This is a genomic window from Aeromicrobium chenweiae, assembly GCF_003065605.1.
GTDB lineage: Bacteria > Actinomycetota > Actinomycetes > Propionibacteriales > Nocardioidaceae > Aeromicrobium > Aeromicrobium chenweiae.
Map to the genome: position 1 here is coordinate 1,414,573 of NZ_CP026952.1, position 13,602 is coordinate 1,428,174.

The 13,602-nt window shown below is 71.3% G+C and carries 14 protein-coding genes; 7 read left to right on the forward strand and 7 right to left on the reverse strand.

The window, feature by feature from the left end; all coding sequences use genetic code 11:
• Nucleotides 1-27: 27 nt before the first annotated feature.
• From C3E78_RS06865 to lpdA, 4 genes are read right to left on the reverse strand one after another with little or no spacing between them, the layout of a single operon-like run.
• Complete coding sequence (locus C3E78_RS06865; RefSeq protein ID WP_108577584.1) at nt 28-534, reverse strand: mycothiol transferase; 507 nt, start codon at nt 532-534, stop codon at nt 28-30.
• The gene (locus tag C3E78_RS06870; protein ID WP_108577585.1) at nt 531-1,421 is read right to left on the reverse strand and encodes a TIGR01777 family oxidoreductase; all 891 of its coding nucleotides are present in this window, start codon (nt 1,419-1,421) and stop codon (nt 531-533) included. The genes C3E78_RS06865 and C3E78_RS06870 overlap by 4 nt, the downstream gene beginning before the upstream one ends.
• 3 nt (nt 1,422-1,424) lie before the next feature.
• Entirely contained in the window at nt 1,425-3,242 is a 1,818-nt protein-coding gene (gene sucB, locus C3E78_RS06875) for a 2-oxoglutarate dehydrogenase, E2 component, dihydrolipoamide succinyltransferase (protein ID WP_108577586.1), read from the reverse strand.
• 20 nt (nt 3,243-3,262) lie between these two features.
• Complete coding sequence (lpdA, locus tag C3E78_RS06880) at nt 3,263-4,645, reverse strand: dihydrolipoyl dehydrogenase (RefSeq protein WP_108577587.1); 1,383 nt, start codon at nt 4,643-4,645, stop codon at nt 3,263-3,265.
• 105 nt (nt 4,646-4,750) lie between these two features.
• Between lpdA and C3E78_RS18445 the strand changes: the two genes are divergently transcribed.
• Nucleotides 4,751-5,338 (forward strand): hypothetical protein, encoded by a 588-nt coding sequence (locus C3E78_RS18445; protein ID WP_199906955.1) that lies wholly within the window; start codon nt 4,751-4,753, stop codon nt 5,336-5,338.
• 15 nt (nt 5,339-5,353) lie between these two features.
• Here C3E78_RS18445 and C3E78_RS06890 read toward each other — a convergent pair whose 3' ends face one another.
• Together C3E78_RS06890 and C3E78_RS06895 are read right to left on the reverse strand one after the other, a co-directional pair.
• Nucleotides 5,354-6,706, reverse strand: a complete 1,353-nt coding sequence (locus tag C3E78_RS06890) for a serine hydrolase domain-containing protein (RefSeq protein WP_108577588.1) — start codon at nt 6,704-6,706, stop codon at nt 5,354-5,356.
• A complete protein-coding gene (locus tag C3E78_RS06895) occupies nt 6,703-8,154 on the reverse strand; it encodes a leucyl aminopeptidase (protein ID WP_108577589.1) in 1,452 nt (483 codons plus the stop codon). The genes C3E78_RS06890 and C3E78_RS06895 overlap by 4 nt, the downstream gene beginning before the upstream one ends.
• Before the next feature lie 58 nt (nt 8,155-8,212).
• On the opposite strand from C3E78_RS06895, the gene gcvT reads away from it, so the two are divergent.
• Together gcvT and C3E78_RS06905 are read left to right on the forward strand one after the other, a co-directional pair.
• Nucleotides 8,213-9,313, forward strand: coding sequence for a glycine cleavage system aminomethyltransferase GcvT (gene gcvT / locus C3E78_RS06900; protein ID WP_235833704.1), 1,101 nt, complete (start codon nt 8,213-8,215; stop codon nt 9,311-9,313).
• A 1-nt stretch (nt 9,314) separates the two neighbouring features.
• Entirely contained in the window at nt 9,315-9,515 is a 201-nt protein-coding gene (locus C3E78_RS06905; protein WP_108577591.1) for a YegP family protein, read from the forward strand.
• Between the two features lie 13 nt (nt 9,516-9,528).
• Here the strand turns inward: C3E78_RS06905 and C3E78_RS18235 are convergent, their stop codons facing one another.
• The gene (locus tag C3E78_RS18235) at nt 9,529-10,086 is read right to left on the reverse strand and encodes a DUF3043 domain-containing protein (protein ID WP_159085832.1); all 558 of its coding nucleotides are present in this window, start codon (nt 10,084-10,086) and stop codon (nt 9,529-9,531) included.
• 30 nt (nt 10,087-10,116) lie between these two features.
• On the opposite strand from C3E78_RS18235, the gene C3E78_RS06915 reads away from it, so the two are divergent.
• From C3E78_RS06915 to C3E78_RS06930, 4 genes are read left to right on the forward strand one after another with little or no spacing between them, the layout of a single operon-like run.
• Nucleotides 10,117-10,827, forward strand: a complete 711-nt coding sequence (locus tag C3E78_RS06915) for a PspA/IM30 family protein (RefSeq protein WP_108577593.1) — start codon at nt 10,117-10,119, stop codon at nt 10,825-10,827.
• A 31-nt stretch (nt 10,828-10,858) separates the two neighbouring features.
• Complete coding sequence (htpX, locus tag C3E78_RS06920) at nt 10,859-11,716, forward strand: zinc metalloprotease HtpX (protein WP_235833705.1); 858 nt, start codon at nt 10,859-10,861, stop codon at nt 11,714-11,716.
• Between the two features lie 9 nt (nt 11,717-11,725).
• Nucleotides 11,726-12,295 carry a PspA-associated protein PspAB gene (gene pspAB, locus C3E78_RS06925; protein ID WP_108577595.1) on the forward strand — a complete coding sequence of 190 codons (570 nt, stop codon included), beginning with the start codon at nt 11,726-11,728 and terminating at the stop codon, nt 12,293-12,295.
• 36 nt (nt 12,296-12,331) lie between these two features.
• Entirely contained in the window at nt 12,332-13,600 is a 1,269-nt protein-coding gene (locus tag C3E78_RS06930) for an aspartate aminotransferase type Ic (RefSeq protein ID WP_199906956.1), read from the forward strand.
• Nucleotides 13,601-13,602 lie beyond the last annotated feature (2 nt).

The following is a 13,602-nucleotide window of genomic DNA, read 5'->3' on the forward strand; positions in this document are numbered from 1 at the left end:
GCCGGAGCACGCGCGCGTCGGGCGACGTCAGTCCTCGCCGGTGGTCCCGTCGAGCAGCTCGCGGACGATGTCGAGGTGGCCCGCGTGCCGGGCGTGCTCCTGCATGACGTGGAACAAGATGCCGAGCAGCGTCGGCAGCTCGTCGTTCTCACCGAACATCCCGCCGGTCCTCGCCCGCTCGTACGGGCCGTGCTGGTCGACGACGTCCGCGGTGCGGCGACCGCCCTCGTCGAGGGCGTCCAGCAGCACGTCGAGCGGCCGGTCGGTCACCCATCGGTCGTCCGCGTCCCGGTCCGCGTCCGGCAAGGGGACCTGCTCGCCGAGGAAGCCCCAGACGACCCAGCGACGCTCCATGTGCACGAGGTGCTCGACGAGCTGAGGGATCGTCCATCCGGACGGGACGACGACCTGGTGGAGGAGGCCGTCGGGGAGGTCGCCCGTCTGGCGGCGCACCTCCGCGCGGAAGAAGTCGAGGTAGTCGACGATCCGTGCCGCCGGGTCCGTGAGGGCGTCGTGCGGCTCGGGCAGGCTCACGACAGGGCGACGGCCAGTGCGGCGGGGAGGTCGGGCTCGGAGAACGCGAAGCCCCCGTCGGTGAGTGCGCTGGGCACGATACGCAGCGAGCCGAGCAGGTCCTCGGAGAGCCCACCCAGCGCGGCCTTGACCGCGAAGGACGGCACGGCGAGGAAGGTGGGGCGATGGACCGCGTCGCCCAGCAGGTCGGTGAACTCGGCGTTGGTCACCGGCACGGGCATCGCGAAGTTGAACGGTCCGGAGAGCTGGTCGTTCTCCAGCAGGTGCTGGACGCCGCGCACCCAGTCGTGCCGCGAGATCAGCGACATGTACTGGCGGCCGGAGCCGAGCTTGGCGCCGCCGCCCAGCTTCCACGCCGGGAGCATGAGCTTGAGGAGTCCGCCGTTGCCGTCCAGCACGAGCGACGTGCGCACGAAGCACGTGCGGGCCCCGGCCTCCACGGCCGGCGCGGCTGCCGCCTCCCACTGCTGGGAGACGTCCGCGAGGAAACCGGTGCCGGCGGTGCTGTCCTCGGTCAGGATCTCCGCGCCACGGTCGGTGCCGTACCAGGACATGCCCGACCCGGAGATCAGGACCGTGGGCGTCGACGACGCGGCGACCGCCTTCGCCAGGGTGTCCGTTGCGGAGAGCCGCGAGCGCAGGATTTCCTGTTTGCGGCCCGAGGTGCGGGGCCACTGCGAGATCGGTGAGCCGGACAGGTTCACCACCGCGTCGGCCCGGTCGATCAGGACCTGATCGACCCGGCCGGCGGAGGGATCCCACACCGACGTGTCGTCACCGGCGGGCCCGGTGCGGACGAGCCGCGTCACTCGGTGGCCCCGGTCGCGCAGGTGCGCGGCCAGGGCCGTACCGAGGAAGCCGGACGCCCCACCGATGACGACATGCATGGGTCAGGACCCGAGCTCGGCCTCGAACGATCCGGCCTGGAGGCGCTGCTTGACCGCGGTCAGGAAGCGTCCCGCGTCGGCACCGTCGATCACGCGGTGGTCGTACGTCAGCGCCAGGTACGCCATGCTGCGCACCGAGATGCTGTCGTTGCCCTGGTCGTCGGTGATGACGACCGGACGCTTGACGACCGCACCGACACCCAGGATCGCGACCTGGGGCTGGTTGATGATCGGCGTGTCGAACAGCGCGCCGTTGCTGCCGAGGTTGGTGATCGAGAACGTCGCACCGGAGAGCTCGTCGGGCGAGATCTTGTTGGTGCGCGTGCGCTCGGCCGCGTCGGCGATCTTGCGGGCCAGACCCGCGATCGACAGGTCGCCGGCGTCCTTGATCGTCGGGACCAGCAGGCCGCGCTCGGTGTCGACCGCGATGCCCAGGTGCTCGCCGGCCGGGTACGTGATCGTGCCCGCCTCGAGGTCCAGGGCCGAGTTCAGCTGCGGGTACGACTTGAGCGCCTCGACGGCGGCCTTGGCGAAGAACGGCAGGAACGTCAGCTTGACGCCCTCGCGCTCGAGGAACGCGTTCTTGTGCCGGGCACGAAGACGCGCCACCTCGGTGACGTCGACCTCGTGGACCTGGGTCAGCTGGGCCGACGTCTGCAGCGACTCGACCAGGCGGGCCGCGATGATCTTGCGCAGTCGCGTGACCTTCTCGGTCTTGCCGCGCAGCTCCGACGGGGCGGCCGCGGGAGCGGCAGCCGGGGCCGCGGACGCGGCAGGAGCGGCGGCGGGCTTGGACGCCTCGGCCTTCTTGGCGGCGGCAGCGTCCAGCACGTCCTGCTTGCGGATGCGGCCACCGACGCCGGTGCCGGTCACGGTGGACAGGTCGACGTCGTTCTGCTTGGCCAGCTTGCGGACGATCGGCGTGACGTAGGAGTCGCCGTTGCTGTCCGACGGGGTGGCAGGTGCCGGGGCCGGCTCGGGCGAGGCCTGGGTCTCCGGCTCGGCCGGAGTCGGCTCGGACGCCGCGGGGGCCTCCGGTGTGGGCTCGGGCTCCGGCGTCGGCTCGGGAGCCGGCGGCGGGGGAGGCGGTGCCTGCTCGGTCTTCGGGGCAGGAGTCGGCTCGGGCTCTGCGGCGGCGGGCGCGTCGCCCTCGGCGCCGATCACGGCCAGGACGGCGCCGACCTCGACGGTCTCGTCCTCCTCGGCGCGGATCTCGAGGAGCTTGCCGGCCACGGGGGACGGGATCTCGGTGTCCACCTTGTCGGTGGAGATCTCCAGGAGCGGCTCGTCGACGGCGACGTCGTCACCGACGGCCTTGAGCCACTGGGTCACGGTGCCCTCGGTGACGCTCTCACCCAGGGCGGGCAGCGTGACCTCGGTGCCGCCACCCGACGAGGGGGCGGTGTCGGCCTGGGGTGCGGCGGCCGTCTCGGCCACGTCGTGCTCCTGCTCGGCACTGTCGTCGGGGGTGATGGTGCGCTCCTCGGCCTCGGGGGCCGGCTCGGGCGCCTCGGCAGCCGGGGTGCTCTCCTCGGCCGCGGGGGTCTCGGCCTCGGGGGCTGCGTCGCCGCCGGCGCTCTCACCCTCCTCGCCGATGATCGCGAGGACCGCGCCGACCTCGACCGTGTCGTCCTCCTCAGCCTTGATCTCGAGCAGGACGCCCGCGACGGGGGAGGGGATCTCGGTGTCGACCTTGTCGGTCGAGATCTCCAGGAGCGGCTCGTCGACGGCGACAGTGTCGCCGACGGACTTCAGCCATTGCGTGACTGTGCCCTCGGTGACGCTTTCACCAAGAGCGGGAAGGGTGACAGACGTGGCCATGATGTCCTCTGGATCTCGGGTCAGGCGTGCGAGTGGAGCGGTTTGCCGGCGAGGGCGAGCGCGGCTTCGCCGAGCGCCTCGTTCTGCGTGGGGTGAGCGTGGATGAACTGGGCGACGTCCTCGGGGTAGGCCTCCCAGTTCACGATCAGCGAGGCCTCACCGACCTGCTCGCCGTAGCGTGCGCCGATCATGTGGACGCCGACGATGGGTCCGTCCTTCTCGCGGACGAGCTTGATGCTGCCCGTCGTGCCCAGGATCTGGGACTTGCCGTTGCCGCCCAGGCTGTACTCGACCGTCTCGATGCCGTCGTCGCCGTACTTCTCGCGAGCCTGGGGCTCGGTGATGCCGACCGACGCGATCTCGGGGTCGCAGTAGGTGACGCGGGGGATGCCGGCGTCGATGACGGGCTGGGGGTTGAGGCCCGCGATCTCCTCGGCCACGAAGATGCCGTGGGCGAAACCGCGGTGCGCGAGCTGCAGGCCGGGGACGAGGTCGCCGACCGCGAAGACGCCGTCGACGTTCGTCGCGAGACGCTCGTTGGTGGGCACCCAGCCGCGATCGACCGTGATGCCGGCCTCCTCGTAGCCCATGCCGGCGGAGTTCGGGCCGCGACCGACGGCGACGAGCACCAGGTCGGTGTCGATCGTCGTGCCGTCCTCGAGGGTCACGGTCACGCCGTTCTCGGTCTGCTTGACGGAGTCGAACTTCACGCCGGTCTTGAAGTTGATCTTGCGCTTGCGGAAGGCGCGCTCGAGCTGCTTGCTCAGCGACGGGTCCTCCAGCGGGACGAGCGTGGGCAGGCCCTCGATGATCGTGACGTCGGCGCCGAACGACTTCCACACGGACGCGAACTCGACGCCGATGACGCTGCCGCCGATGATGACGACGCGCTCGGGGACCTCGGACATCGTGAGCGCCTCGGTCGAGGTGATGACGCGTCCACCGATCTCCAGGCCGAGCGTGCGGGACACCGAGCCGGTGGCGAGGACGACGTTCGCGCCGGTGTAGCGCTGGCCGTTGACCTCGACGGTCTTGGGATCGACGAGCTTGCCCTCACCCTCGACGACCGTGATGCCGCCGGACTTGATGAGGCCCTGCAGGCCCTTGTACAGGCGGTCGATGACGCCGTCCTTGTACGAGTTGACCGCGGCCATGTCGATGCCCTCGAACGTCGACTTCACGCCGAACTTCGCTCCCTCGCGGGCGCCGTCGGCGACCTCCGCGGCGTGGAGCATCGCCTTGGTGGGGATGCATCCCCAGTGCAGGCACGTGCCGCCGAGCTTGGCCTTCTCGATGAGGGCCACTGACTTGCCCAGCTGGACGGCGCGGAGCGCGCAGGCGTACCCGCCACTTCCGCCGCCGAGAATCACGATGTCGAAGTTGTTGTCGGCGACGTCCGCCACGGTGTCCTCCCAAAGACGATGTGCATCAACATCTTGTCACTCAAGGCAAGCGTCCTGCCACCGGGGTTCACGCGACCGTGCTCGGCGATCGGGCACACTTGGGACATGGGAATCTTCCGGGGCCGAAAGGCCAGGACCGACGGCGGCGCCTCCGTGTCGGATCGCAACGCGAGTCGCGCCGATCTCGAGGCTCTGCGGGAGTTCGCCAAGACCCGTCGTGGGGTCGAGGCCTGGATCGAGCCGCGGACGTCGGTCACGCAGACCACGCTGCTGCTCGTGGCCGGCGACGGCGAGTCCATCCGGCGCCGGGTCGCCTCCGCGCAGGCCGGTCACGACTTCGCCCGCAAGAAGCTGCAGGTGCCGGTCTACGACTCCAACCTGGTGCCGATCCCGTCCCGCAAGCGGGAGTACGACCTGCGCAAGGCCCGGGCGACGGGCTCGTCGTCGTCCTCGTCGTCCACGACCACCACGGCTCCGGTCGCCAAGACGCAGACGCCCCGCGAGCTGCGCGCGATCATGACGCTCGAGTCGATCGCGGGGTCCGACCCGTTGCCGAGCAACCCGTCGTTCGACGACCTGATGCGCGTCTACCGCAAGGCCCGCAAGCAGGCGCACCCCGACCGCCTCGGCGGGCAGCGCGACAAGTGGGACACCGTCGAGGACGCCGCCCGCGTTCTCGGTCTCCCCGACTGACCGGGCCCAGCGCGGTCAGTGCCAGCCGGCGGCGTCGATCCCGCCCGGCGTCTCGACCGCCGGGTCGTACGGGGTGCGGGTGAACACGAAGCTCGCCAGCACGAGTCGCTCCGGACGTCCGTCGGCGTCCCGCTCGACCGTCAGCGGCTCGCCGCGGTAGTAGCCCTCGAGCCCCGTCCACCCGGCACCGTCGCGGCGGAAGCGGGCGCCGCGGCCCTGGCCGGGCTCCCCGAGCCGCAGGCCGCCGTCGGCGCCGAGTGCGAGCGTGAAGGCGTACGTGCCCCAGTACCAGGGACCGACCAGGTCGAGGTCGTCCGCCTGCGAGGGGTCGGCGTGCCACGGCGTCGGGGCGACCGGCTCGCGCTCGCGGACGATTTCCAGCAGGTCCGGTGTCACGGTGCCGAGGCCGCTGGTCGCGTTCGTCATGAGGACCACGCCGTCGCCGGACTCGAGGTCGACGCGCAGACCGGCGAGGAAGCCCGGCATCGAGCCTCCGTGGCCCGCGTAGCGCCGGCCCTCGACGTTCCACATCTGCCAGCCGAGGCCGTGGGCACCGACCCAGGCGGCTCCGGGCACGTCGGCGACCGCGACCGGCCGCAGCATCTCCCGCAGCGTCGACTCGGCGAGGACGCCCTGCGTCCGGCCGGCGAGGAACGCCGCCCAGGTCGACAGGTCCTCGGCGGTCGACCACAGCTGGCCGGCCGGCGACATCGCGACCGCGTCGTGCTCGGGCTCCACGTGGAGGAGGTCCGCGAGCGGGTGGACGGCGAGACCCGGCGCAGCCGGCGCCTCGGGCCGGGTCGTGGTGCGGTGCATGCCGAGGGGCGTGAGGATCCCGTCCCGGACGGCGTCCTGCCACGGACGGTCCCGCAGCCGGGCGACGAGCTCGCCCAGGACGGCGTACCCGAGGTTGGAGTAGTGGAAGCCCGTGCCCGGCGTGGCGCGCAGCGCGGCGCCGGACGCGAGGAGGTCCGCCCAGCTGCTCCCGGGGCTGCGCTCCCACCAGTCGCCGTCGTTCTCGGCCTGCAGCCCCGACGTGTGGGTGAGGAGCTGAGCGATCGTCACGTGCCCGAACGGCACCTCGGGCAGGTGGGTGCCGATCGTGTCGCCGATCGCGAGCCTGCCCTCGTCCCGCAGCCGCATGACCTCCACGGCCACGAACGTCTTGGAGATCGAGCCGATCCGGTACTGGGTGTCGGGCGTCGCCGGCTCACCGGAGGCGCGGCCGTCCAGGTTGCCCGCCGCGTCGCTCCAGACGATCTCGCCCTGCCGGACGACGGCTGCCGCCACCGACGGCAGGCGGTGGGTGGACTGCTCGACGGCGAGCCGCCGGGTGAGCGCGGCGGACGTCGTGGCGTCGAGGGTCATCGAGCGCCGGCCAGCTCCGTCGCGAGCCGCACGAGCGTGCGCACGCCGGTGCCCGTGCCGCCGACCGGTGTGTAGTCGAACGCGCCGCCCTCGTTGAACGACGGGCCGGCGATGTCGAGGTGCGCCCACGGGACGTCGCCCACGAACTCGCGCAGGAACGCCGCGGCGAACAGCGCACCGCCGTACGGCTTGGGGTTGTGCTGACGCAGGTCGCCGACGCTGGAGGACGTCACGACGCCCTTCATCTCCTCGGTGATGGGCAGGCGCCACATGGACTCGCCGGCCTCCTGGGACGCGGCCAGGACGGTCTCGGCGAATGCGTCGTCGTTGCTGAGGACGCCGCTGGTGTGCTGGCCGAGCGCCACGATGCACGCGCCGGTCAGCGTCGCGACGTCGACGATGTGGTCGGGCCCGGACTCGACCGCGAGCGCGAGGCCGTCCGCGAGGACGAGCCGGCCCTCGGCGTCCGTGTTGTGCACCTCGACCGTCGCCCCGCTGCGCATGTGCAGGACGTCGCCGGGGCGGGTGGCCCCTCCGCTGGGCATGTTCTCCGCGACGCACGCGTACGCGGTCACCTTGATCGGCAGGCCGAGGCGGGCGATGGCGACCGTCGCGGCGACGATCGCGGCCGCGCCGGCCATGTCGAGCTTCATGGTCTGCATCGAGGCACCCGGCTTGATCGAGAGTCCTCCCGAGTCGAACGTGATGCCCTTGCCGACGAGCGCGAGGTGCGAGACGGCGCCCTCCGGCTCGTACGACAGCGTCATCAGGCGCGGCGGGCTGTCCGAGCCGCGGCCGACGCCGAGGATGCCGCCGCAGCGCTCCTTCGCGAGGCGCTTCTCGTCCCAGACGGTCACCTTGACGTCGGTGCCGGCGTGCTGGCCGAACGCCTCGACGAGGTCGGCGGGTCGCTTGTCGCCGGGCGGGGTGTTGACCCAGTCGCGTGCGGCGTTGACCGCTTCGGCGACGGTGGCGGCGCGCTCGACGGCCCGGGTCGCCGTGGTCTGGCGCGCGAAGGGGCTGAGGATCACCGCGGACGTCAGCTCGGGACCGGTGCTGTCCTTCTTCTTCTTCTTGGTCTTGTACGCCTCGTAGCGGTAGGTGCCGAGCCCGATGCCCTCGGCGACGGCCTCGACCTCGTCGACACCGGCCGGGTGGAGGGCGACGGCGACGCTGGTCGCGTTCTTCGCGGCGCGCACCCCGTTCGCGGCGGCACGGCGGAGGTCCTCGGCGGTGGGCTCCTGCGGCAGGGCGACGGCGACGACGACCGGCGCCTTGGTGAGGCCGTTCGACGGGAACCGCACCGTCTGGCCCTTCTCGCCGGAGAATCCCATCAGGTCCAGGACGTCGGAGAGCTCTCCCTTGTCCTCGTCGCTGCGGATCCCGAGGATCAGGACGTCGGCACTGGCGGTGGTCGGCTTCGATGTGCTGAGGGTGACAGTGGGCATGTCAGCCACTCTAAGGTCGCGCCGCCGGGCGTCGCGAGCCTGCTCTAGGTTGAGGACCATGGATCTGTTGCACTCGCCCCTGCACGACCGTCACGTGGCCCTCGGCGCGAAGCTCGCCGAGTTCGGCGGCTGGGAGATGCCGCTGGAGTACGCCGGCGGCGGTGTGCTGGCCGAGCACAAGGCGGTCCGCGAGGGTGTGGGGCTGTTCGACGTCAGCCACCTGGGCAAGGCGCTCGTGCGCGGCACGGGCGCGGCCGACTTCGTCAACCGGTGCCTGACCAACGACCTGCGCCGCATCCAGCCGGGCCGTGCGCAGTACACGCTGTGCTGCGACGACGACGGTGGCACGGTCGACGACCTCATCGCCTACCTGCGCAGCGACTTCGAGGTCTTCCTCATCCCCAACGCCGCCAACACGGCCGCGGTCGTCTCCCGCCTCCAGGCGGCGGCCCCCGAGGGCCTGGACGTCACCGACCTGCACCGCGACTACGCGATCCTCGCGATCCAGGGGCCGTCCAGCGACGAGGTGCTGCGGGCGCTCGACCTGCCCGTCGACCACGAGTACATGTCGTTCGCGGACGCCAGCGTCGCCGGCCAGGACGTCACCGTGTGCCGCACCGGCTACACGGGGGAGCGGGGCTACGAGCTGGTCGTCCCGGCCGGGTCGGCGGTCGAGGTGTGGGACGCGGTCATGGCCGCGGGCGAGGCCTACGCGATCAGGGCGTGCGGCCTCGGTGCGCGCGACACGCTCCGCACCGAGATGGGCTACCCGCTGCACGGCCACGAGCTGTCGGCCGAGATCAGCCCGGTCATGGCCCGCGCCGGCTGGGCGGTGGGCTGGGACAAGGACGCGTTCTGGGGCAAGGACGCCCTCGAGCGCCAGCGCGCCGAGAAGGTCGTCCGCACGCTGCGCGGCCTGGTCGCGCAGGGACGCGGCATCCCACGACCCGGCATGCGGGTCGCCGACGCGGAGGGGGCCGAGCTCGGTGAGGTCACGTCCGGCACGTTCTCGCCGACCCTGCGCCAGGGCATCGCACTTGCGCTCCTCGACCGCTCGGTCGAGGATGGCGCGACGGTGGTCGTCGATGTGCGCGGCCGCTCCGAGGCGTTCACGGTGACCAAGCCGCCGTTCGTGCAACCGTCGACGAAGGAGTCATGACATGACGTGGACCTGGACGTTCGAGACCTCGACCGGCGACGTGATCGGCCGCTCCGAGGTGTTCGAGAGCCGCGGGGACGCCGAGTCGTGGGTCGGCGAGGAGTTCGGCGACCTGCTCGAGCAGGGCATCGACCAGGTGCGGCTGTTCGACGGCGACGCCGAGGTCTACGGACCGATGTCGCTGCACGCCGAGATCAACTGATCCCGGCAGGCCCTCAGCGGTAGTTGGTGCCCAGCTTCTCGCCGCGCGCGACCTGCGGCTTGGGCAGCCGGAAGCGACGCAGCTGCGTGCTGCGCAGCACCGCGTAGAGCACCGAGCCCTTGACGGCGTCCGGGCCGAAGCGGGCCTTGAGCTCCCTGCGGAGACCACGGACCATGAGGAACTCGTCCAGGACGGTGGTCAGGATGACCACCGGGTAGATGACCACGGTGAGGAACGCCGAGACCGAGCTGCTCATGCTGCCGGCGACCGCGAAGAGGATCAGCAGGACGATGAGGAACGGCAGCAGGAACTCCGCGACGTTGTAGCGCCGGTCGACGTAGTCGCGGCAGAAGCGCCGGACGGGGCCCTGCTCGCGGGCGGGCAGGTAGCGCTCGTCACCGCTCTTGAGCGCCGCGCGCTGCTTGAGGCGGATCTCCTCGCGTGCTGCTGCGTCGCGCTTGCGCTGCTCCTTGCGAGACATCGGCGTCTTCATCTGCTTCTTGCGGGCGGCCTCGGCCTCCCTGCGCGTGGGGGTTGCGCGGCCCTTGCCTGGTTCTGTCTCGTCTACCACGGGCGCAACCCTACCCGTAGGCTTGTGAGCATGAGCATTGGTCAACGCGTCGCCCGGTGGTGGAGCTCGCGGCGTGCGGGCGGCGAGGACGCCGAGTCGTTGAAGGACAGGCTGGACGAGACCTACCGCAACCAGACCGCCCTGCTGCGGCAGGTGCGCCGCGGTGTCGCGGACGTCGCGACGAGCCGCAAGCGCGTCGAGCTGCAGCTCACGTCGATCGCGCAGCAGGCCGCCCAGCTCGACGACCAGGCGCGCCAGGCGGTGGACCGGGGCGATGACGACGCCGCCCGCGGTTTCCTGACCCGCAAGGTGATGCTGGAGAAGACCGCCGCCGACCTGCAGGAGCGCCACGACGCCCTCAAGGCCGAGGAGGACAAGCTCGAGGTCTCCGCGATGAAGATCGAGCAGGAGGTCGAGGGCTTCCGGGTCCGCAAGGACACGCTGGCCGCCCGCCACACCGCCGCGGCCGCCCGCGCCGAGATCAACAGCGCCACGAGCGGCATCGGCTCCGCGGTGAGCGACGTGAGCCAGGCCATGGAGTCGGCCGAGCGACGCACCCGCGAGCTCGAGGCCCAGTCGGACGCCGTCGACGAGCTCGTCGCGGAGGGCATCGTGACCAAGCCGGGGGAGTCGCCCGACGACGCCCTGCGACGTCAGTTCGACGCCGCGCTCGACGGCCCCGAGGTCGACCGTCAGCTCGACGAGATCTCGCACCGGAAGGACGACAGTGGCACGCACTAGATTCCGCAGCGACCGAGGACTGACGCTGCGTATGGGGGGCGTCAGCCTGGGTCTCGGCGCGCTCTACATCCTGTTCGCGGCCGTCCTGTACTCGCTCACCGACCTCGGCGCGTTCGCGCTCGTGATCGTCCTGGCGATCGCGTGGGGCCAGTGGTACTTCTCGGACTCGCTGGCGCTGAAGTCGATGAACGCCCACGTGGTCGACGCTCGTCAGGCGCCCGAGCTGCACGCCATGATCGATCGTCTGTGCGCCCTCGCGGACATGCCCAAGCCGCGCGTCGCGGTCGCCGTCACCGACATGCCCAACGCGTTCGCGACCGGGCGTTCACCCAACCACTCCTCGGTCTGCGTCACGACCGGCATCATGCAGCGCCTCGACGCCGACGAGCTCGAGGGCGTGCTCGCGCACGAGCTGTCCCACGTCGCGAACCGCGACGTCACCGTCATGACCGTCGCGTCGTCGATCGGCCTGCTCGCCGGGTTCATCACCCGGTGGGGCATGTACGCCGGCAACATGTTCGGCAGCCGCGACAACAAGAACAGCGGCGTGGTCTTCCTGGTCGTCTTCCTGGTCAGCATGCTCGTGTACGCGGTCAGCTTCGTGCTGACCCGCTCGCTGTCGCGCTACCGCGAGCTGAGCGCGGACCGCAGCGGGGCGTACATGACCGGACGCCCGTCCAAGCTGTCGTCGGCGCTGGTCAAGATCTCCGGTGAGATGGCCAGGATCCCCAACCGCGACCTGCGCCAGGACCAGGCGATCAGCGCCTTCTTCTTCGCTCCGGCGATCAACCGCCAGTCCGCCGCGGCGCTGTTCTCGACGCACCCGCCCCTGCAGCAGCGCCTGGACCAGCTGGCCCAGGTCAGCGCAGAGCTGTCCGAGCAGGGCTAGTCTCACCGCGTGGGCATCTTCGACTCGATCCTCGGACGCAGCAAGCCGCCGCCGGCAGACCTGGACGTGCTGTTCGCCGTCCCCCAGGCGGTCATCTCCCTGCAGACACAGGGCTTCGCCCCGACCGGATCGGGCTCGGTCTGCTTCCGCGACGTCGAGGGCAACGCTGACGACGTGGTGATGGCCGAGGCCGAGCAGCTCATCTCGTCGAGCCCCGGGTCCACGGTCACCCGTTCGGAGGACCGCTTCGGGTTCCACTGGCTGACCGTCACCCGCGCGGACGCCGACGTCTCGGGCCTGGTGACCGACCTGCACGCGGTCAACTCCTCGCTCGTCGACGCGGGCTTCGGCTCGGCGCTGCTGTGCTCGACGGTCACGTTCACGACCCCCGCCGGCAAGCCGTACGCCCTGGTCTACCTCTACAAGCAGGGCACCTTCTATCCCTTCGCCCCCGAGACCGGCGAGCGCCGGGACAACGCGCTGGAGCTGCAGACGCGTGGCCTGATCGCCGACGACGTGCCGGTCGAGCAGGACCTGACCAAGTGGCTCGCCATCTGGGGAGCGCCCGGTCTGGGCTGAATGGGGGCCGCCGGCCCGGGACGATAGATTGGACGCGTGAGCTTCGACGCACTGACCCGTGACCAGATCCAGGCCCTCCTCGACGAGCAGACCGCGGCGTACCGCGCGCTCCAGGACAGCGGGCTGAAGCTCGACCTGACGCGAGGCAAGCCCTCGCCGGCCCAGCTCGACCTGTCCAACGAGCTCCTGACGCTGCCCGGCGACGACTACACGGACGCCCAGGGCACCGACACGCGCAACTACGGCGGGCTGAACGGCCTGCTCGAGCTGCGGGAGATCTTCGCGCCCATCATGCAGGTGCCGGTCGAGCAGGTCGTCGCGGGCGACAACGCGAGCCTCGCGATGATGCACGACAACCTCGTCTTCGCGCTCTTCCACGGCGTCCCGGGCTCCGAGCAGCCGTGGGGCGTGGAGGAGTCGGTCAAGTTCGTGTGCCCCGTGCCCGGCTACGACCGTCACTTCGCCCTGCTCGAGGAGTACGGCATCGAGATGGTCCCGGTCGCGCTCAACGAGGACGGCCCCGACATGGACGCCGTGCGCGAGGCGGTCAAGGACCCGGCCGTCAAGGGCATGTGGCTCGTCCCGACGTACGGCAACCCGACCGGCGCGGTCGTCAGCGAGGCGGTCGCGGCCGAGCTCGCGGCGCTGGACACCGCAGCCCCCGACTTCCGCATCTTCTGGGACAACGCGTACGCGGTGCACCACCTCACCGAGGAGCAGACCAAGACCGCCGACATCCTCGGCCTCTGCGTCGCCTCCGGCCACCCTGACCGGGCGGTGATCTTCGCCTCGACGTCCAAGATCACCTTCGCCGGCGCGGGCGTGTCGTTCATGGGCAGCTCCGCGGACAACATCCGCTGGTACCTCAGCCACCTCGGCAAGCGCACGATCGGCCCGGACAAGGTCAACCAGCTCCGGCACGCCCGCTACCTCGGCAGCACCGCCGGCGTCCACGCGCTGATGGATCGCCACCGGGAGATCCTGGCGCCGAAGTTCGAGGCCGTCGTCCGGATCCTGCGCGAGCGGCTCGGTGAGTACGGCGTCGCGTCGTGGACCGAGCCCAAGGGCGGCTACTTCGTGAGCCTCGACGTCGTCGACGGGACGGCCAGCCGCGTGATCGAGCTGACCCGCGAGGCCGGGGTCGCGATGACGCCGGCCGGCGCCGCGTTCCCGTACGGGGACGACCCCCGCGACCGCAACATCCGCATCGCGCCGTCGTACCCGTCGCCCGAGGAGCTCACCATCGCGATCGACGTGCTGGCGACGAGCGTGCTGATCGCCGCCGCCGAGCAGGCGCTCGGCTGACC

What these genes read in the sequence shown, in the direction of transcription:
- gcvT (WP_235833704.1), top strand. Translation starts at nt 8,213, where the DNA reads ATGGATCTGTTGCACTCGCCCCTGCACGACCGTCACGTGGCCCTCGGC.
- sucB (WP_108577586.1), bottom strand. Translation starts at nt 3,242, where the DNA reads ATGGCCACGTCTGTCACCCTTCCCGCTCTTGGTGAAAGCGTCACCGAG.
- C3E78_RS06890 (WP_108577588.1), bottom strand. Translation starts at nt 6,706, where the DNA reads ATGACCCTCGACGCCACGACGTCCGCCGCGCTCACCCGGCGGCTCGCC.
- C3E78_RS06915 (WP_108577593.1), top strand. Translation starts at nt 10,117, where the DNA reads ATGAGCATTGGTCAACGCGTCGCCCGGTGGTGGAGCTCGCGGCGTGCG.
- C3E78_RS06905 (WP_108577591.1), top strand. Translation starts at nt 9,315, where the DNA reads ATGACGTGGACCTGGACGTTCGAGACCTCGACCGGCGACGTGATCGGC.
- C3E78_RS06895 (WP_108577589.1), bottom strand. Translation starts at nt 8,154, where the DNA reads ATGCCCACTGTCACCCTCAGCACATCGAAGCCGACCACCGCCAGTGCC.
- C3E78_RS06870 (WP_108577585.1), bottom strand. Translation starts at nt 1,421, where the DNA reads ATGCATGTCGTCATCGGTGGGGCGTCCGGCTTCCTCGGTACGGCCCTG.
- C3E78_RS18445 (WP_199906955.1), top strand. Translation starts at nt 4,751, where the DNA reads ATGGGAATCTTCCGGGGCCGAAAGGCCAGGACCGACGGCGGCGCCTCC.
- htpX (WP_235833705.1), top strand. Translation starts at nt 10,859, where the DNA reads ATGGGGGGCGTCAGCCTGGGTCTCGGCGCGCTCTACATCCTGTTCGCG.